At 44.1% G+C, this 18577-nt stretch carries 13 protein-coding genes and 2 tRNA genes; 9 read left to right on the forward strand and 6 right to left on the reverse strand.

Going from position 1 to position 18577, the window contains the following annotated elements:
* The first annotated feature begins 1213 nt into the window (after positions 1–1213).
* On the forward strand, positions 1214–5458 hold the full coding sequence (locus tag WKT13_RS11385; protein WP_340323968.1) for a family 78 glycoside hydrolase catalytic domain: 4245 nt from the start codon (positions 1214–1216) through the stop codon (positions 5456–5458).
* A gap of 1459 nt (positions 5459–6917) precedes the next feature.
* Here the strand turns inward: WKT13_RS11385 and recO are convergent.
* The gene (gene recO, locus WKT13_RS11390) at positions 6918–7643 is read right to left on the reverse strand and encodes a DNA repair protein RecO (protein WP_298621204.1); all 726 of its coding nucleotides are present in this window, start codon (positions 7641–7643) and stop codon (positions 6918–6920) included.
* Between the two features lie 230 nt (positions 7644–7873).
* Here recO and rpsT point away from each other — a divergent pair, with 230 nt between their 5' ends.
* From rpsT to WKT13_RS11415, 5 genes are all read left to right on the forward strand, one after another.
* On the forward strand, positions 7874–8128 hold the full coding sequence (gene rpsT / locus WKT13_RS11395; RefSeq protein WP_340323969.1) for a 30S ribosomal protein S20: 255 nt from the start codon (positions 7874–7876) through the stop codon (positions 8126–8128).
* A 169-nt stretch (positions 8129–8297) separates the two neighbouring features.
* Positions 8298–10106: an AMP-dependent synthetase/ligase gene (locus tag WKT13_RS11400; RefSeq protein ID WP_340323970.1), complete on the forward strand. Its 1809-nt coding sequence runs from the start codon at positions 8298–8300 to the stop codon at positions 10104–10106.
* A 102-nt stretch (positions 10107–10208) separates the two neighbouring features.
* Positions 10209–11330: a peptide chain release factor 2 gene (gene prfB, locus WKT13_RS11405; RefSeq protein ID WP_298621197.1), complete on the forward strand. Its 1122-nt coding sequence runs from the start codon at positions 10209–10211 to the stop codon at positions 11328–11330.
* Between the two features lie 62 nt (positions 11331–11392).
* Positions 11393–11530 (forward strand): hypothetical protein, encoded by a 138-nt coding sequence (locus tag WKT13_RS11410; protein ID WP_298621195.1) that lies wholly within the window; start codon positions 11393–11395, stop codon positions 11528–11530.
* Positions 11530–12030 (forward strand): CYTH domain-containing protein, encoded by a 501-nt coding sequence (locus tag WKT13_RS11415; RefSeq protein WP_298621193.1) that lies wholly within the window; start codon positions 11530–11532, stop codon positions 12028–12030. Before WKT13_RS11410 ends, WKT13_RS11415 begins: the two co-directional genes overlap by 1 nt.
* Here WKT13_RS11415 and WKT13_RS11420 read toward each other — a convergent pair.
* The gene (locus WKT13_RS11420; protein ID WP_340323971.1) at positions 11981–12385 is read right to left on the reverse strand and encodes a VanZ family protein; all 405 of its coding nucleotides are present in this window, start codon (positions 12383–12385) and stop codon (positions 11981–11983) included. The genes WKT13_RS11415 and WKT13_RS11420 overlap by 50 nt on opposite strands.
* 73 nt (positions 12386–12458) lie before the next feature.
* Between WKT13_RS11420 and WKT13_RS11425 the strand changes: the two genes are divergently transcribed.
* A complete protein-coding gene (locus WKT13_RS11425; protein ID WP_298621189.1) occupies positions 12459–13820 on the forward strand; it encodes a sodium-dependent transporter in 1362 nt (453 codons plus the stop codon).
* Between the two features lie 39 nt (positions 13821–13859).
* Positions 13860–14756 (forward strand): ComEA family DNA-binding protein, encoded by an 897-nt coding sequence (locus WKT13_RS11430; protein WP_298621187.1) that lies wholly within the window; start codon positions 13860–13862, stop codon positions 14754–14756.
* Positions 14757–15044: 288 nt separating this feature from the next.
* Here WKT13_RS11430 and WKT13_RS11435 read toward each other — a convergent pair whose 3' ends face one another.
* On the reverse strand, positions 15045–15248 hold the full coding sequence (locus WKT13_RS11435) for a hypothetical protein (RefSeq protein ID WP_340323972.1): 204 nt from the start codon (positions 15246–15248) through the stop codon (positions 15045–15047).
* A 709-nt stretch (positions 15249–15957) separates the two neighbouring features.
* Positions 15958–16030 (reverse strand) — tRNA-Pro (locus tag WKT13_RS11440).
* A gap of 124 nt (positions 16031–16154) precedes the next feature.
* Between WKT13_RS11440 and WKT13_RS11445 the strand changes: the two genes are divergently transcribed.
* A tRNA-Phe gene (locus tag WKT13_RS11445) sits at positions 16155–16227 on the forward strand.
* An 81-nt stretch (positions 16228–16308) separates the two neighbouring features.
* Here WKT13_RS11445 and WKT13_RS11450 read toward each other — a convergent pair.
* Complete coding sequence (locus tag WKT13_RS11450; RefSeq protein WP_340323973.1) at positions 16309–17496, reverse strand: WG repeat-containing protein; 1188 nt, start codon at positions 17494–17496, stop codon at positions 16309–16311.
* A gap of 222 nt (positions 17497–17718) precedes the next feature.
* Positions 17719–18525, reverse strand: coding sequence for a hypothetical protein (locus tag WKT13_RS11455; RefSeq protein WP_340323974.1), 807 nt, complete (start codon positions 18523–18525; stop codon positions 17719–17721).
* Positions 18526–18577: the final 52 nt, after the last annotated feature.

The raw sequence follows: 18577 nt of genomic DNA on the forward strand, positions 1-18577 counted from the left end.
CTTGCATTGTTCTGAATTCGTCGAACTCACGTTATTTATTCTGTTTTTTTTGTTAGTATATGGTGCTGCGTGGGGTGTGCTGTGCACACATATTCTATATGTAGAAATACATAGCCATATTTTAATGGTATTATATGATTTATTAATGTTGTTTTCATTACCGTTGGTGTGTATTTTTGAGAATAGTCTCGTTTAAGGAAAACGTATATACTTATAACTAATAATACTATGATGCTCGGCAGATAACATATTTTTAATACTATGTGAGTGTTAAAAAATATGATATACAATAATAGTAATTTAGCATGTGTATGTTATATGTGAGACAGATCCTATTTTCATTCTGTATAATGTATATTTACCTTTGCGTTATTTTCAGAATAGCCAATATAATCAGCGTGTCTATTGTTCTGTTTCGGTCTATACGACAGATAATGATAATTGTCTATCTTTTTGGAAATACTTATATCTTTTGACACGTCAGACACCGTAATATAGGAACTGTCAGAGAATTCATATTCATGGATGCTGTCGTATGAAAACTCCTGTGTTGTGACATCCCCACAATCTGGAATACTTTGATGAAATAAAGTGGTGATTTGAACATTATATAGAAGATCATATTCTTATTAAATATATTTCTGTTCTGTTTGAATTTTTAGCATTTCGTATATTTGATGTTCATACTCCTAACAATATCCTCCATGTATATGTTCTCACAGATATATTCGTGCAAGTGGTTTGAATTTATTTTAATATTTTTTACAATGTGATTTATTATATTTTCCTCATCTATATGAGGAAAATATAATGCTTACATATGCTGTGAGTAGTTGTAAGTCGCTGAATACAGTAGCGTAGCCTTATATATAAAAAAACTATCTTTGGCAAGGTTCTGTTATTTTAATGAGAAAACATGTAGGCCGTTAGATATTTTTTCTGTATAAACTTCACTAGGTAAGATATTTTTACTCCGATAGTTATTGTCACTACTCTTCTGCGATAATCAACATATATTTCGAAACTAATTAAGTCCTCTTAAACATTGGGACATACAAATGTAGAATTATTTGTCTGAATGTCAATTATTATATATATAATATCAATTATTTTACATATGATAAGGGTAAAAACGCTATATTTGTCATCACATATAGAATTTGTAATCGGATAATAAATCTTTTACTATACAATCTAAATAAACTGTTACAAAATGAAAAGAGAATTTTTACTTGTTGTATTGTCGCTGCTGTTTTTCAGTATGCATGCTTCTGGATTATCTGTGAACAATCTTAAGGTTCAGAATATGATCAATCCTGCAATTATTGATGTTAGTGAACCAATGTTTAGCTGGAATATTAGCTCAGACCGACGTTGCGTTATGCAGACTTCTTATCGTATTATTGTTTCTACAGATCCTTCTTTTGGAGACATCGTGTGGGACTCTGGTATAGTGGATTCTGATTCTTGTGTGGGGGTCAAGGCTGTTGGTCTTGTTCTTAGACCGGCTACACGCTATTATTGGCGTGTTACTGTTACAGATAATGCCAATAACGAGGCTACATCTTCAGAAATCGCATGGTTCGACACTGGCTTGATGTCGTCAGGATGGAGTGGGGCTCAATGGATAAAGGCTACGGATTTCCCTGCCGGTACGGAAATTCCTGATGTTGAAAAAGTAACGGAATACACAATTGAGGCAAGATTCTCTATTGAACATACTGCTGCTGGTATATGTTTTGCTCGTAAGGATAATTCTAATTTTTATATGTGGCAGTTTAATGTGGAAGGTGAATTTCCACGTCTACGTCCTCATAAATGGACAAATGGCAATCCGGCATGTCTTGACAATATCGATCTTACAGGGAAAGTTGTATTGAAAACAGGTTCGTGGTACACCGTTCGTGTGGAGGTGTCTGATGATTGTACAATGGCTAAAACATATATTGATGGTGTGCTTGTCGATGAGCGTAGCGGCGATTTCTCTTACGGTCTTGTTGGTGTTCGACAGGATAAAGGTGAGAGCGATGGTGCTCCGGAGATAGCTTCGTTCGATGATTTTAAAGTAGTGACGTCTTCTGGTAAGGTTTTGTTTGAGGAGGATTTTAGTTCAGACGAATATGGATTTGACGGTGGTGAGGTGATGGATGGATACCTACGTGTTGTCGGTTCTACTGTGAATTCTGTTTATGCATGGCAGAAAGACGAACATGCTTTTCTGAAATATACAATTGAGGCAGACATGACACTTATGAAAGACAATGCTGCCATCGTATTCTCATCGACAGGAGCTCGTACATATCTTATGTGGCAGATAAATACATTTGATTCTGACAAACCATTATTGAGGCATCATATCTACAATAACAGTCTGCATCCGCAATATGATGACGTTATTATAGAACAATTTTCTAAGGATGATATTCTAAATCATGAACGTCGTGTAAAAATAGATGTAGAAGGTAAGTGCATCAGAACGTTCATTGATGGTGTACTTGTAGATACCTATATTGATAATTCTGGTGTATTGGCTAAGGGTGATATAGGCTTCCGTGTTGATAATTCGGCTCAGTTCCGTGATAATGTCTATTTTGACAATGTGCTTGTAACCGAATATGATGAGAACAATATACCTACAATTGTTCTTGATGAGAATTTTGAACAATTACCGTCAGCTTTTTTCTATGACGCTATTGTGGTTGACGTGAATGGCAACCATAAAATGTATATGCCTGTGACAGGAATTGAAACTCGTGTTATGCAACGGGGAACAAAAGGTGCACCTATGTTTAGAAAGGAATTTTCGGTGTCTCGTGAAATTAAGTCTGCAAAGCTTTACACTTCAGGCCTTGGAGTGTACGATGTTTTTGTGAATGGTGTGCGAGTAGGTCATGTCCAGCCAGATGGTACTGTCGTGTATGAAGAATTGAAGCCTGGTCGTACGGACTATCACAAGCGGGTACATTATTCATGTCACGACATAACATCGCTTGTGCATGAAGGTGCTAATGCTGTTGGCGCTGTAGTGACTGACGGATGGTGGCGTGGTGATGTGGCTCATGGGGAATATGGAACTCCCGATCTTGCATTTATTGCCTTGTTGCGTTTGACGTATGAGGATGGTACAGTGGAGAATGTTGTCACAGACCGTTCGTGGTTGTCGTTTACAGGTGGAGCTATGAGAAGTGGTGATATTTATAATGGTGAGATATATGATGCACGACTTGAGGACAGATGGACGGAGGCCGGCTATGACCAGTCTGCTTGGAATGCTGTTACTCAGTCAGATGATTTCGATGGAGTTGTGGAAGCTCCCCAAACACCACCAGTGATGGTACTTGATGAACATACGTTTGTGCCTGTAAAGACAACTGTATATGATGGTACTTTGGACGAGGGTTCTGATTTTGGAATGATAAATATTGTGTCGGAAACATCGTCTGTTGCGCCACTTAAATTAAAGAAAGGTCAAACTGTAATATTTGATTTTGGACAGAATTTTGCAGGATGGGTGGAGTTTAAAGCACGTGCCGCTTCCGGTAATCGCCTACGAATGAGATTTTCGGAAATGCTCAATGATACAGGTGAAAAGTCTCGTGGAAATGATGGTCCTGGTGGAAGTCTTTATCTTCTTAATTTACGTAGTGCTAAAGCCGAACTTTTTTATACATTTGCAGGAAAAGAGAATGGCGAAACATACCGTCCTACCATGACGTTCTTTGGTTTCAGATACTGCGAAGTTTCTGCATCAGATGACGTGGAAATAATGTATGTTTCAGGTCTGCCTATCAGTACACGGCTTGAGACTACCGGAAGCATTACTACAAGTGATGATTCTGTCAATCGTCTTTTCAGTAACATCCAGTGGAGTCAGCGTAGTAATTTTATAAGCATTCCTACAGATTGTCCCCAGCGCGACGAAAGATTAGGCTGGACTGCTGATGTGCAGATATTCTCACGTACGGCGGCATATAATGCAGATGTCTCAACCTTCTTGGCTAATTGGATGGAGACCATGCGTGATGGGCAGCACTCTGAAGGGGCTTATCCAAATGTGTCGCCTTATGAAAGTTGGGACGGTTACGGAGCTGGAGCATGGGCTGATGCTGGTATAATAGTACCGTGGACAATGTATCAGATGTATGGTGACAAGTCAATAATAGAAGACAATTATGAGTCCATGATGCGATATATGGACTGGCTCTCACGTCAGGTTGGTGATGGTTATAAGTATCAAGGAGGTGTACCAACGTTCGGTGACTGGTTGGCTTTTGTCCCGACGGATTCACGTTATGTAAGTGTGTGCTATTATGCTTATGATGCGAGCCTTATGGCTAAGATGTCGAAAGCTTTAAGTAAATCACCAGACGACCGTTATGCACGAAATGCAGAAATGTACGAGAAACTGTTTGATGATATAAAAGCAGAGTTTGTCACACGATATCTTATGAATGGTGTACCGCGTCAGCAAACCCAGACAACGTGTCTGTTGGCACTTAAGTTTGGATTGTTGCCAGATGCTGTGTCGGAGGAACGCGTGCGCAAGTTACTTTCACGTCTAATCTCTTCTGAAGGCGATCGACTTAATACTGGCTTTGTTGGAACAGGTATCATTAATACAACTCTTTCCGAACAAGGACTCATAGATAAAGCATATAATCTTTTACTTCAACGAGAGTGTCCATCGTGGCTTTATAGCGTGGATCAGGGAGCTACTACAACATGGGAACGATGGGATTCCTATAGACTTGATACAGGCTTCGGTGATTATACAATGAATTCGTTTAATCATTATGCTTATGGCGCTGTCGGTGAATGGATGTATCGATATCTTGGCGGTATAGATACGGATGAGGACGCTCCAGGATTTAAACATATTGTGCTCAGGCCTTCTCCTGATGTGCGTAAAGAAATACCAGAAGGACAGGAACGTATAACCTGGGCCAAGGCTTCGTATAAGTCGGCTTATGGTGTTATTAGGTCAGAGTGGAAATATGAGGGCGACGATCTTGTCTGTGAAGTGGAGGTTCCTGCAAATACCATTTCTACACTTTATTTCCCGTTGCCTTTCAAAGATGCTGTTGTGTATGAAGGTGGTGTACCTGCTATACAGTCAGAGGGCGTAGAATTTGTGTCTTCTGATGACGGTGTAGCTGTGTTCAAACTTGGGTCAGGTACATATCGTTTTACATGTGATTTTACTTCTGGAATAATATCCCGTGATGAAAACGAACGCATAATGGTTTATCCTAATCCGGCACGTGATGTTGTATACGTGAAGTGTGATATGCCGCTCGATAGTATTGCACTATATGATATGGCTGGCAATATGGTGATTCGTGATGGTTTGTGCGATGGACGTATTGATGTGTCAGGACTTGTACCAGGAGTGTATGTTCTAACAGTACGTTCCGGAGAAAAGAAAAGCACGATAAAGATAGTTAAGGTCGCTTGCTGATAATGTGCATGTATATTGTTATAGTATTATTCTTTTATAAGGAATAATTGTGAATATAGTCCGGCCATTTTCAATATGTAAATAATGATAATTATGTAACGAGACTTTGTGTTATGTTATGATTCGGATTTGCATATTGAGAATGGTCGTATATTTTATGAATGTATTGAAAAGTCTGTGCTTTAAAGTTTTGTACTTGAGTTGCATTCGCATTCTATTTTTGCCTGATGTTTTTTGTATACTTATGCATCGTTATTTCCGTGTAAGGTCGTTATTCTGCGTCAGAATTTTTATGATTATTGTTACGCAACTTTAGAGCGGTTATAATATAAGTCGGCGGAGTGTGATTTCCCGAATTTCTATATGTGTAATATTGTGGCGTGATAAAGCTTTTCAGATATTGCGTGACGCCCTTTTATGATTCTCTGCCCTGCATTTCCTTGATTGTCTTGAAGGCTTTCCCGTGTGGTGATATTGCCTTTTTTAGGCTTAGTATGAATTCTGTGTGTATTGGTTTTATTCATGATTTATCGCGGAATGAAGTGAGAATCGCGGACAATGCACGGGTGTATAAAACATGGCGGAGCATGTGTCCGTGTAATAATAAATTCATTTTGCCACAACCTTTAAGTCCACACATCGAGAAGAGTGCATGCTTTGCGCGCATCTTCTTCCGCATGATATCGGCGTTTTTAAAGAAAACCCGGACGGCGGACTTACAGTTTTTCTTGACTTTTTTTTGACAAAATAAAATCACAAAAGAGATGCGTGGAAATGTTAAATACGGTATCAGAAAGCCCGTTTCGGCTGTGCTGTCTTGTCGTATGGCCTGCGATGTAATCCCGGATCAATCGTCTTACATTCCGATTATGCCCGTTTTAAGGTCTGGTTACGACTTTTTCAGCGTGTGATATTGCGCGTTTTAGGCCCTGAAACAGGCCATATCACGTGCTGAAATGGTGTTTTTTACACGGCGAAAAAATGGTTCTTGTTTATAAATATCTGATGTTCAGTGTTTTATGCAAATCTCTTATTTTTGCGTATTTGCGTCCGACGGAGAGTCTGCCCGCAAATTCTCGCTTATTTTTGTGGGTAGAACTGAAAACTCGGATGGAAAAACCGCAGGATACTTAAAATCTGTAACTGCCCCATATCGCATCTCTTTCAACTGAAAGCAACAATGCCGATACGGGACAGATGTCGCGGTTTCTTATTGCAGGCAATCCGTATAGAATTTTTACTTAGACCTTTTTTATATCGCAGACAGAGAATGACCGGTCTGTTTTTATGAGAACATGTGTTTTATATTCTGCCCTTGTGACTTAACGGTTTCCGTTTTGCAGATTTCTTTTGTCACTATAAAGTCAAGGCGGAAAAGTATGAATATGAAAATCAGAACACCGGGCGGTGTGCGCCATATTTTATTTAATGTACACAGATCAGCTGTGACGTACGCGTATCAGGCAAAAAGTTCCTGCAGCACATCGAGTGACTTCAGCTCGGGAAAGTCGGGTACGTGCAGCCTGTAGTATTTCAGAATGAGGTCCACGCAGCGGTTGCGCTCATTGCGTGAGAATGCAAAAAGGTGCATTGTCTCATATCTCATGCGCATGAGTGTTGCTATTCTTGCAGCCTCCTCCGGTTTCAGAAAGTCCGTGTGCCAGGGTTGTCCGTCTGTGAAGCATCCGCTACGCAGGTCGAAGTAGGCGTTCTCTTTGCGGCTTTCGAGGTTAGGGTAGAAGCCTACGAAGCGCGTGAGGTGCATCATATATACAATGTGGAAGTTGGAGAAAGCGCTGCGGCATGCGTCGAGCCACATTATGCTGTTGACTATATATTGAAACAGCGGTTCGTTGTCCTGTTCGCTGCGGGTTGCGAAATTGGTGAACTCGGCCACGAACATGGCTATCGACAGTTTGTAGGCATCGAAGGGTATGGAGCTGAGCGGGCAGGCTATGGAGGCGTCGCTGATGCGCAGCAGGCGGGTGTTCTGTCTGTAGTCGAACACTATGTCGAGAATCGACAGTGGCTGCAGCAGTTGTTTCTTCACCCTTGCGCGTGCGCTTTTAGGTATGTGTTGTATGAACGACAGCCGTCCGTGGGTCTGTGTGAGCATGTCGGCGATGATTTGCGAGTCGCCGTATTTAAGTGTGCGTAACACCACTGCTCTTGTCTTTGTCAGCATAAATTCATGCGTTTTATACCGCAAAATTACGAAAAATGCACTATTTTGAAAAAAAAACTCAAATATATTTGGAGGATAAATAAAAAATGTCTACCTTTGCATCCGCAAATAAGACATCTACGGTCCCTTCGTCTATCGGTTAGGACGAGAGATTTTCATTCTCTAAAGAGCAGTTCGATTCTGCTAGGGACTACAATAAAAATACTACAAAGAAAAGAAGACTAATAAAGATGGCAAATCACAAATCATCCTTAAAAAGAATACGTCAGACAAAGGTAAAGAATTTGCACAACAGATATTATGCAAAGACAATGCGCAACGCAGTTCGCAAATTGCGCTCTCTCACTGACAAAGAGGAGGCTGTAAAACTTTACCCCTCTGTACAGAAGATGCTTGATAGATTGGCAAAAACCAATATCATTCATAAGAACAAAGCCGCAAACTTAAAATCAAGTTTGTGCAACCACATCAATAATTTGGCTTAATTAAACTAAACTTAATGTTTTTCCATAGGTGAGAGTCGCTGTCCGTGAGGCCAGCGACTTTTATTTGTACCCATTTGAAGCCGTGCCGGAGCGGCGAAAATAAATCCTTATTTTGTTTTGAGTTTTGGTATATTTGCATTATTTTTGCAATAATTATAAACCAACGCTTATGCAGACAAGGTGTCATCTCTCAATGCTCATTCACGAGCAGGCAAAAAAATACGGCTCGCGCACGGCGCTCACGTTCAGACTTTTCGGTAAGAGCACCTGGGGCAGTGTGTCGTGGGAGCATTTCTCCCTGAGAGTGAAACAGGTGAGCAATGCTCTGCTCAATCTTGGCGTGAAGCCGCAGGATAATATCGCGGTGTTCTCGCAGAACTGTGTGCAATATCTCTATACCGATTTCGGCGCATACGGCGTAAGGGCCGTCACAGTGCCGTTCTATGCCACAAGCAGCGAACAGCAGATACAGTTCATGATCAACGACGCGCAGGTGAGATTCATCTTTGTCGGCGAACAGGAGCAGTACAACAAGGCTCACCGTATCTTCCCCTTGTGTCCGTCGCTTGAGCGTATCATCATTTTCGACCGCAGTGTGCGCATCAGCACGCACGATCCTCATGCTCTTTATTTCGACGACTTTGTCGGTCTTGGCATCAATCTTCCGCGTCAGGCGGAGGTAGAGGCGCTGTGGCGTGAGGCTTCGGACGACGATCTGTGCAACATTCTCTACACAAGTGGCACGACAGGCGAGAGCAAGGGCGTGCAGCTTACCTATGGTCAGTATGCCTCGGCACTTGTCGCAAACGACAGATGTGTGCCGGTTACGGAGAAGGATAGGGTTATAAACTTCCTTCCGTTCACGCATGTTTTCGAGCGTGGATGGTCTTATCTCTGCCTTTCTGAGGGTGCCGAGCTTATCATAAACACCGATCCGCGTGAGATACAGGAGTCAATGAAGGAGACACATCCCACATGTATGTCGGCCGTGCCACGCTTCTGGGAGAAAGTCTATCAGGCCGTGAAGGACAAGATAGACCGTTCGTCACCTATGCAGCAGAAGGTGTTCCGTCATGCACTTGAGGTGGGACGCCGTCACAATGTGGAATATCTTGCTAAGGGAAAACGTCCTCCGCTCGGTCTTGCACTCGAATATAAGCTGGTGGACAAAACATTGCTCAAGATTGTGCGCAACCAGATAGGACTCACCAATCCCAACATATTCCCGACGGCCGGAGCGACTGTGTCGCCCGAGGTTGAGCAGTTCGTCCACTCCGTTGGCATTTGCATGATTGTGGGTTATGGTCTGACGGAAAGTCTTGCCACAGTGTCGTGCGACCATAAGAACAAACCTTATACGGTCGGTTCTGTCGGACGTCCCATCGAAGGCGTTGATATCAAGATATCCGAAACCGGCGAGATATTGCTCAAAGGTCCGACCATCACTCGTGGATATTACAAGCGCGACGCCGTCAATGCGGTGGCGTTCGACAAAGACGGCTACTTCCATACGGGTGATGCCGGCTATCTGAAGAACGGAGAGCTGTTCCTTACCGATCGAATAAAGGACATGTTCAAGACTTCCAACGGCAAATATATTGCCCCGCAGATGGTGGAGGCCATGCTCCTTGTCGACAAATATATCGACCAGGTGGTTGTGGTTGCCGACGAGTATAAGTTTGTTTCTGCATTGGTGGTACCGGAGTTCCGTTTGCTCGAGGAGTATGCCCGTGATCATAACATCAAGTTTGAGAGCCGCGAGGATCTGTGTGCCGACAAGCGCATACACGACATGATGATGGAGCGTGTGGAAACTTTGCAGCAGCAACTTGCACACTACGAGCAGGTGAAACGCATCACTCTTATAGCCCATCACTTCTCAATGGAGTCGGGTGAGCTTACCAACACGCTCAAGCTAAGGCGTCCGGTGATATACAAGAACTTTAAGGACGTGATAGAAAAAATGTATGCCGACTGACGTGTCCTACAGTGTCGGCGCTACGGACAGACTGGTTGCCGGAAGAAGAGGATACGTCCGCAAGGCCGGATATACATACTTAAAATAACAACAACATTTGTAATGATAACATCAGATCAGCTGAAAGACGTGATGGAACGTGCCGAGGCACTGCATCACTATCTCAACATCGACGCAAAGAAAATAGAGTTTGAAGAAGAACAACTGCGTACGCAGGCTCCTGATTTCTGGGACGATCCGCAGCGGGCGCAGGAACAGATGAAGAAGGTAAAAGGCCTTGAAAAATGGATTAACGGCTACAAGGAAGTCCGTATGTGTGCCGACGAGCTGAAGCTGGCCTTCGATTTCTATAAGGACGATATGCTCACCGAAGAAGAGGTGGACGAGGATTACAGCAAAGCCATGCAGGCCATAGAGAAGCTGGAGCTTATGAATATGCTGCGCCAGAAAGAAGATCCTATGGACTGTGTGCTGAAGATAAACAGTGGTGCCGGCGGTACGGAGAGTCAGGACTGGGCACAGATGCTCATGCGTATGTATATGCGCTGGGCTGAGGCTCATGGACATAAGGTGACCATCAGCAACTTACAGGAAGGCGATGAGGCCGGAATAAAGAGCGTTACAATGGAGATTGAGGGCGGAGAGTATGCCTACGGTTTCCTCAAGAGCGAGAACGGCGTGCATCGTCTTGTGCGAGTGTCACCGTTCAATGCGCAGGGTAAGCGCATGACAAGTTTCGCCAGTGTGTTCGTAACACCGCTTGTAGATGATACCATCGAGGTGTTTGTGGATCCGTCGAAGATAAGCTGGGATCTCTTCCGAAGCGGTGGTGCCGGTGGACAGAACGTCAATAAGGTGGAGACCGGTGTGCGTCTGCGTTATCAGTATGTCGATCCGGACACAGGTGAGGAAGAAGAAATCCTCATCGAAAACACCGAGAGCCGTAAGCAGCTTGAGAACCGCAACAACGCGATGCGACTCCTCAAATCGCAGCTCTACGACCGCGCGATGAAGAAAAGACTTGAGGCTCAGGCAAAGATTGAGGCCGGCAAGAAAAAGATAGAGTGGGGAAGCCAGATACGCAGCTATGTATTTGATGACCGTCGTGTGAAAGACCATCGCACCAACTACCAGACAACGGACGTTGATGGAGTGATGGACGGAAAGATAGACGGATTCATCAAAGCATATCTCATGGAGTTCCCGGTAAACGAAGAACAGTAACCGTCGCGGCAGGAGAGGCCTGCCGCAACTTTTGAACATAAATAACCTAAAATACTACGACTATGAGTGAAAAAAGCAAACTGAACCGCGCACGCCGCGAAGCACAACAGGAGAAACAGGCAAAGAAAGTAGTTGAGATAATATTCTGGAGTCTTATACTGCTTGCGGTGATTTATACCATCTGGGTTGTAGTTGCGTAATGAGCGGTCTGGAAATAGAACGTAAGTTTCTCGTACGAAAAGGCGACGCATTCAAACGCGCCGCCTTTTCGTGCAGCAGAATAAGGCAGGGCTACATGAATTGTGCCGATGCCACCGTGAGAGTGCGTCTGCGCGACGACAAAGCCTATCTCACCATAAAGAGCCGTTCGCTCGACGGCGGACTGTCGCGCTATGAGTTTGAGACAGAAATACAGTCAGACGAAGCTCTGCAACTGCTCAAACTGTGTCGTGGAGGATTGATAGACAAAAGCCGTTATCTCGTCAGAAGCGGACGTCACACCTTTGAGGTGGACGAGTTCTATGGCGACAACGAAGGTCTTGTGATGGCTGAGGTGGAGCTGGAAAGTGCTGACGAAGAGTTTGAAAAGCCCGATTTCATCGGAATGGAGGTAACTGGCGACAAACGCTTCTACAACTCCCACCTTCTTGTTAATCCTTTTTCTTCCTGGCGCGATACGCTGCCAGAAGAATACCGATGACGTTTCCGAGCGTCACACCTATGGCATTGGCCGCGAAGTCGAGCCAGTCGCCGCTACGCCGGCCGCCGGTGCAGTATTCCTGAAGAATCTCTATCACTCCGCTCATAAACAGCGGTGCGAGCCACGCCAGCAGGAAGAGGCGTGGCTTGTTTGTTCTGTCATGCCGGTGGAGATATTCATACCATATCGTAGCACATGTGCCGGCATACATCAGTACGTGTGTCCATTTGTCTATCAGCGTGATGTTCTCTAACGGCGTATCAGGCACATCCATGAAGCATAAAATCCATATGAATGCTATATACAGGCATGAAATCGGATAGTTTGATGTCAGATGATGCGTAAATCTTCTCATTTGCTTTCTTTTTTAATGCAAAAGTAGATATTTTTTTATACTTTTGCAGAGTTTCAGTTATTTTTCTTTGATTATGACAAACGAGAGAGCTAAATTCGGAAGCAGATTCGGACTGATACTTGCCACTGCCGGTTCTGCTGTTGGACTTGGAAACATCTGGCGTTTCCCTTATATGGCAGGCAACAACGGCGGAGCCGCTTTCATCCTTGTATATATAGGATGTGTTCTGCTGCTCGGCATCCCTTGTATGATCAGTGAGTTCATCATCGGACGTGAGGGAGCGTCGAACACGGCACGTGCCTACACAAAACTGTCCAACGGAACGGCATGGAAATATATCGGATTCATGGGTGTGCTCACCGGATTTCTGATTATAGGATATTATGCAGTGGTCGCCGGATGGTGTCTGCAGTATATTTTTGCTTCGGCCGCGGGAGAGCTTCAGGGTGATCCGAAATACGTGGCCGGCTATTTCTCCGAGTTCTCCGCCTCGCCCGTAAAGCCTGTGTTGTGGACTGTCGCCATATTGGTGATAACCCATCTGGTGGTGATACGTGGTGTGAGAGGAGGCATTGAGAAGGCTTCAAAGATGTTCATGCCCACGCTGTTCGTTCTTCTGCTGGGCCTTGTTGTGGCTTCGTGCAATCTTCCCGGTTCCGGTGCGGGAGTGGAGTTTCTGCTCAAGCCCGATTTCTCCAAGGTGGATAGCGGTGTCTTTCTCGGTGCTCTCGGACAGGCATTCTATTCTCTGAGTATCGGCATGGGATGCATCTGCACTTACGCCTCATACTTCAGCCGCCGTACAAATCTTCTCAACACGGCGGTGCACATTTCGCTTGTTGACACTATGGTGGCTGTTCTGGCCGGTCTCATGATATTCCCCTCGGCGTTCTCTGTGGGCATTGCTCCCGACAGTGGCCCTTCGCTCATCTTCATGACACTGCCCAACGTGTTCCAGCAGGCGTTCACCCATCTGCCGCTTGTTGGCTACATTGTTTCCATTGTGTTCTATGTGCTGCTCTCGCTTGCGGCACTCACTTCGCTCATTTCGCTTCATGAGGTGTGTACGGCCTTCTTCCTTGAGGAGTTCCGCATATCCCGTTTGCGTGGTGCTACGTTCGTTACGGTCATCGCATGTGTTGTCGGTGCGTTGTGTTCGCTGTCGCTCGGCCATACCGATCTGCAGTTGACAATATTCGGTAAATCTGTTTTCGACGCGCTCGATTTCGTCACCGGACAGATACTGCTGCCTTTCGGCGGATTCCTCACATGTCTGTTCCTCGGATGGTATGTTCCGAAAAAGATTGTGAAAGACCAGTTTACAAACTGGGGAACACTCCGTGGCGCATTGTTCGGAGTATATCTGTTCTGTGTGCGCTTTGTGTGTCCGATATGCATCATGCTCATATTCCTCAATCAGTTCGGTGTCATCTGATGCGGCGCAGAGAGCTTTTTAGGATGTGACAAGACTTGTATGATAAAGGAGTTCTTCTATTTTCCGAAGAGCGACCGTCGGGTCATTATATTTCTTCTGGTGGTCATTGTCCTGTCCGTGATTATTATCAGTGTCACGGACAATGGCGGAATGTCCTCGCAGCTTGCCAAGACCGACAGTCTGAAGGCCGACACTGTCACATATGGAAAGACCGCACGGCGTCAGCGCCACTATGTATATAATGTAGAAACAGCCCCTCGCGAACTGTTCGCGTTCGATCCCAATACGGCAGACAGCACGCAACTGCTGCGGCTCGGACTGCAGCCGTGGCAGGTTCAGAATATTTACAAATACCGCGCCAAGGGCGGAGTGTATCGCAAACCGTCGGATTTCGCGCGTCTATATGGACTTACCGCGAAACAGTATAGAGAACTGTTGCCATATATAAGGATATCCGACGATTACAGGCCTGCGGCCGAACTGTATGGCAATGCGGATGAGAAGAAATACGAACGCGACACGGTGCTGTATCCTGTTAAGTTGCAGCCGGGCCAGTATGTGATGCTCGATGATGCTGATACCACGGCCTTGAAGAAGGTTCCGGGCATCGGCCGTTACTATGCTTCCGAAATAGTGAGATACCGCAACGCCCTGGGCGGTTATGTGTCCGTGAGTCAGCTGTCAGAGATAGAAGGCTTTCCCGAGACAGCACTCCCTTATTTCAAGGTTTCGGGACATTCTGTAAGGAAACTCAATCTCAACCGTCTGACGCTCAATCAGCTGAAACGCCACCCGTACATCAACTTCTATCAGGCGCGCCATATCATAGACTATCGCAGGCTGAAAGGCCCTCTCCGCAGTCTCGACGACCTGAAACTGCTGAAGGATTTCACGCCACGTGACATAGAGCGCCTGCGCCCTTATGTGGAGTTCTGATGCATTTCCAATGGAGTGTTTTTATGAATCATGATGTGAAACGGCTTTACGCATGGTCCGCTGATGCCTGAAAAGCGCTGTCAAAGAGTGTGGTTTTTCTCTTTACGCAATCCGTAAGGTAGTATCAAATGACTCATGTACTTATTGGTGTTATCCTGAATTGACGGAATATTGCAGACAATAGCCGTTTCGTTTTTTTTCTGATATTATGTTTGGTTCGCCATGATGCGGAACGTACCGATATGATACTTACAAGTATATCACACCGATACGTTTTCCTGTATAATGTCAATCTAATGGATTGTTGGAACTCACTACGTTCAATGTCATTCTATATTTGCCTTTTATTTCGCATTGTCTGTTGTTGCTTTTACATTCGTATGTTCCAGTAAACGTACCTTCCACCTGTACGCCATCTCCTACATCCTTTATCGATTTGATATTGTTTGTTCCTTTCACGAGTTCGTAAAATTCGCCGGAACTTATCGTCATTGCTAGAAAGATGCGTGTTTTTCGTATTTCTCCCAGCACGTCATATCAGCGTTTTTAAAGAAAACCCGGACGACGGACTTACAGATTTTCTTGACTAATTTTTGACAAAATAAAATCGCAAAAGAGATGTTAGGAAATGTTAAATGTAGCATCGGAAAGCCTCGTTATGTCTTTACGGCATTATCCTATACCCTGTTGCGTAATCCCCGATAATTCATATTGCATTCCGATTATGCCTGTTTCAGCCTCCGGTTTCGTCTGTTTCAGGGTGTGATATTGCACGTTTCAGCCCCTGAAACAGGCCATATCACGTGCCAAAATGGTGCATTTCGTATGACGAAAAAATCACTCTTGAATATAAGTTATTGATATCCAGTGTTTTGAGCAAAGTTCTTATTTCTCGCGTATTTGCGTCCGAAGCTGAACCTCGCTGCAAATTCTCGTTTATTTTTTGGGGTAGAACAGAAAACTCAGACGGAAAAACCGAGAGATACTGAAAATCTGTAAACGGCCTTGATTGCCTCACTTTATACTGAAGGGAACAACGCCGAGATGGGGATGGAATCCCTGTTTCCCGTTGAAACCAGTCCCGGCAGAGTTTTTATTGAGCCAGAATCTCTGTATAAAATGTTAGGATAAGCCGGACAAGGCTGTTTGTATCATGATAAAACAAAAGCGACAAGCAATTTTCACTGCTTGTCGCTTTGTGTCGGGATGAGGCGACTCGAACGCCCGACCCCTACGTCCCGAACGTAGTGCGCTACCAACTGCGCTACATCCCGATTGCCTTAAAAGCGAGTGCAAAGGTACATCAAATTTTTGAAACTCGTGCAATTTTTTCGAGAAAAATTTGCTGATATATAAAAAAACTTCTATCTTTGCACTCGCTTAATAAAAGTTACAGATGGTGCCATAGCTCAGTTGGTAGAGCAAAGGACTGAAAATCCTTGTGTCACTGGTTCGATTCCCGTTGGCACCACATAGTAAAATCGCTGACAGACTTGAAATGTTCTGTCAGCGATTTTGTTTTTACGGAGTGTTTGTTGTTCGCTCTGTGGTTTTATTCTACCTTCTCTCCTTTTCCGTTTAACAGCACGCCATTACCGCTGTTTTCCTCACAGAGATACAGGTCTTTGTCTATTGCTGTTATGCTTATGTAGGATGGAGGAGTGAGAATCTTGCCTTCTGGCGACATGAGTCCGTACCATCCGTATTCAGCCTCGTACTGTCTGCATCTGGCTGTTTCTTTTACGTGTTGTGGCTCGGTGGCGAGATTTGCGTCATCCTTTTCTTCGTCTTTACCATAATCAGAGATTGAAGGATATTTCAATTCGGGTGTGTCATAGGTCAGGTATTCTATATCGCTGATATAGAAATCATCAATGAGTTTGCCTTCGAGATCGTATTGCCGCAGAGTGTGGTCGTGCATTGTAACTTTGAAAATGTTGTTTTCAAGACGTATCCGTTTGGCTATAAACGGTATGATGGTTTGCATGTTGTCTGATATTACGCTTTGTTCTTTGCCGTTGTTTACTATCCAGAAGCTGTCGCGTGGTACTATTGAGGCATACTTGGGCTGTAATATCCATCTGCCTTTCTTGTCTATCAGTCCTATCTTGTTCAGGTCATCGTTGTGTGTCGCACAATGATTGTTGTGGAATATATAGCCATCCGATCCTTCGATATAAGGAATTTTTGGATCGAGGACCACTTTCCCGTTGCCGTCGATGAACTTTATCCATCCTTTGTCATCCACGGCGGCAAGTCCTTCGGAGAATATCCACGCATGCGCATATTGAGGTTTTATGGACGGCATGCCGGTATGAATGTTGAAGTATCCGCGTTTGCAGCCGTCGCTGTAACATACAAGTGAGTCATTGCCTGAAGGTGTTGCAATCCAAGAGATGTCTGATATGGTTTTTTCACCGGCCGAATTTTCTATGTAGCCGGTTTTTTCGTCACAATCTATATGGTAGGTTGCTCCGCGCGACAGAATCATGCTTCTGTGCGTGTAGGACATCAGATATTCGTCGTATTCGAACATTCTTGAAATGTCTTGAAATGTTCTCGAACACAAGGATGCTACTAAAATGAGTGTCAGCAGTGCGAAACATCCGCCGAACACCCGTCTGATAAATCTGCTGTATGCCGAATTGTCGTTAATGGCGAACTGTAAACTGAACCATCCGGCAATGTGTGAGAAAAAAGCATTCAGTCTTTCGATGAATCTGGTGTGGTTTCTTTTCATATTCTTTATAGTTAAGTTAGATGTGTTTGTTGTAAATATTATGTTTTTTGCAGTTGTATGTTTTGTTGTTCTGTCGTTGGTGAGGATAAGCAGGTTTCCGTAATGTCAGTATGGCAGGATATTGTCATTATGAATGCCACATATACAGATTTGCTGTATAAGAACAGCTTATCGCTGTTTTATACCTTTCGTATTTTTCTTTATAGCTATGAGGTTTAATGTTTATTCCTCCCCAAACTCTTCACCGGTTGCGCCGACAAAGGCTTTCAGACGCTGTCTGTCGTTTTCTGTCAGTTTTATTTCTCCTCCCGATTTGTCGTATTCCAGCAGCCATTTTGCGTTCTTTTTGCTTATCATGGCATGCTCTTCTGATTTCATGAGATAAATGGCCGCCTGTTTTTTATCTCCTTTTTTGATATAAATATTTGCGAGCATGCGATAGGTCACCGGTGTTTCCTTGCAAAGCATCTCGAACTTCGGTATGACTGATATTGTCGGTTCTTTCAGGCCAGATGCTGCCAATATGAGACCGGCGACGTTGCTGCCTTTTTCCGATGCTGTCCTTAACAGTTTCAGCGCGGTGTCTTCATCGTTTATAGTGATGGCAATTATGGCGCGAAATGCATAAGAATCAGGAGTATCCATTTCCGTAAGTATCCTGTCAAGAGAGTCCTTCTTCTCTCTCAGAATATCATTTGTTGCGTCTGATATTTCAAGCATAGTCCTGAACGTGTCGTTCTTTGGAAGTGTTTGGGCGTATTCTTTGATACTTGTGATAACCTTGAAACTTAAAGCCTGTTTCACCATAGCGTAGAAACAGAGAAAATCTTTCTTTACACCTGTTCCGTTGCGGTAGCAGTCTGCCAGGTGCAAGTACGCTTGACGGTCACCCCATCTGGCACTGTCGATGAGTTCTTTTACATTTGTCTCTTCTACGGATATGGCATTGCCCGACACTTGGATATTTGCTGCCTGTAGGCCGGTACATGTCATGATAAATGCTGTTAAACTACATACTAAATGTTTCATTCTTAATGTTTTTTATTGTTTATGCGTTTATGACGTTTATAATAATGTGGAA

The sequence above is a fragment of the Prevotella sp. HCN-7019 genome (assembly GCF_037890215.1).
GTDB lineage: Bacteria > Bacteroidota > Bacteroidia > Bacteroidales > Bacteroidaceae > Prevotella.

Bases quoted from the DNA above. Each gene is read 5' to 3' on its own strand.
- WKT13_RS11385 (WP_340323968.1), top strand. From the start codon at position 1,214: ATGAAAAGAGAATTTTTACTTGTTGTATTGTCGCTGCTGTTTTTCAGT.
- recO (WP_298621204.1), bottom strand. From the start codon at position 7,643: ATGCTGACAAAGACAAGAGCAGTGGTGTTACGCACACTTAAATACGGC.
- rpsT (WP_340323969.1), top strand. From the start codon at position 7,874: ATGGCAAATCACAAATCATCCTTAAAAAGAATACGTCAGACAAAGGTA.
- WKT13_RS11400 (WP_340323970.1), top strand. From the start codon at position 8,298: ATGCAGACAAGGTGTCATCTCTCAATGCTCATTCACGAGCAGGCAAAA.
- prfB (WP_298621197.1), top strand. From the start codon at position 10,209: ATGATAACATCAGATCAGCTGAAAGACGTGATGGAACGTGCCGAGGCA.
- WKT13_RS11410 (WP_298621195.1), top strand. From the start codon at position 11,393: ATGAGTGAAAAAAGCAAACTGAACCGCGCACGCCGCGAAGCACAACAG.
- WKT13_RS11415 (WP_298621193.1), top strand. From the start codon at position 11,530: ATGAGCGGTCTGGAAATAGAACGTAAGTTTCTCGTACGAAAAGGCGAC.
- WKT13_RS11420 (WP_340323971.1), bottom strand. From the start codon at position 12,385: ATGAGAAGATTTACGCATCATCTGACATCAAACTATCCGATTTCATGC.
- WKT13_RS11425 (WP_298621189.1), top strand. From the start codon at position 12,459: ATGACAAACGAGAGAGCTAAATTCGGAAGCAGATTCGGACTGATACTT.
- WKT13_RS11430 (WP_298621187.1), top strand. From the start codon at position 13,860: ATGATAAAGGAGTTCTTCTATTTTCCGAAGAGCGACCGTCGGGTCATT.
- WKT13_RS11435 (WP_340323972.1), bottom strand. From the start codon at position 15,248: ATGACGATAAGTTCCGGCGAATTTTACGAACTCGTGAAAGGAACAAAC.
- WKT13_RS11450 (WP_340323973.1), bottom strand. From the start codon at position 17,496: ATGAAAAGAAACCACACCAGATTCATCGAAAGACTGAATGCTTTTTTC.
- WKT13_RS11455 (WP_340323974.1), bottom strand. From the start codon at position 18,525: ATGAAACATTTAGTATGTAGTTTAACAGCATTTATCATGACATGTACC.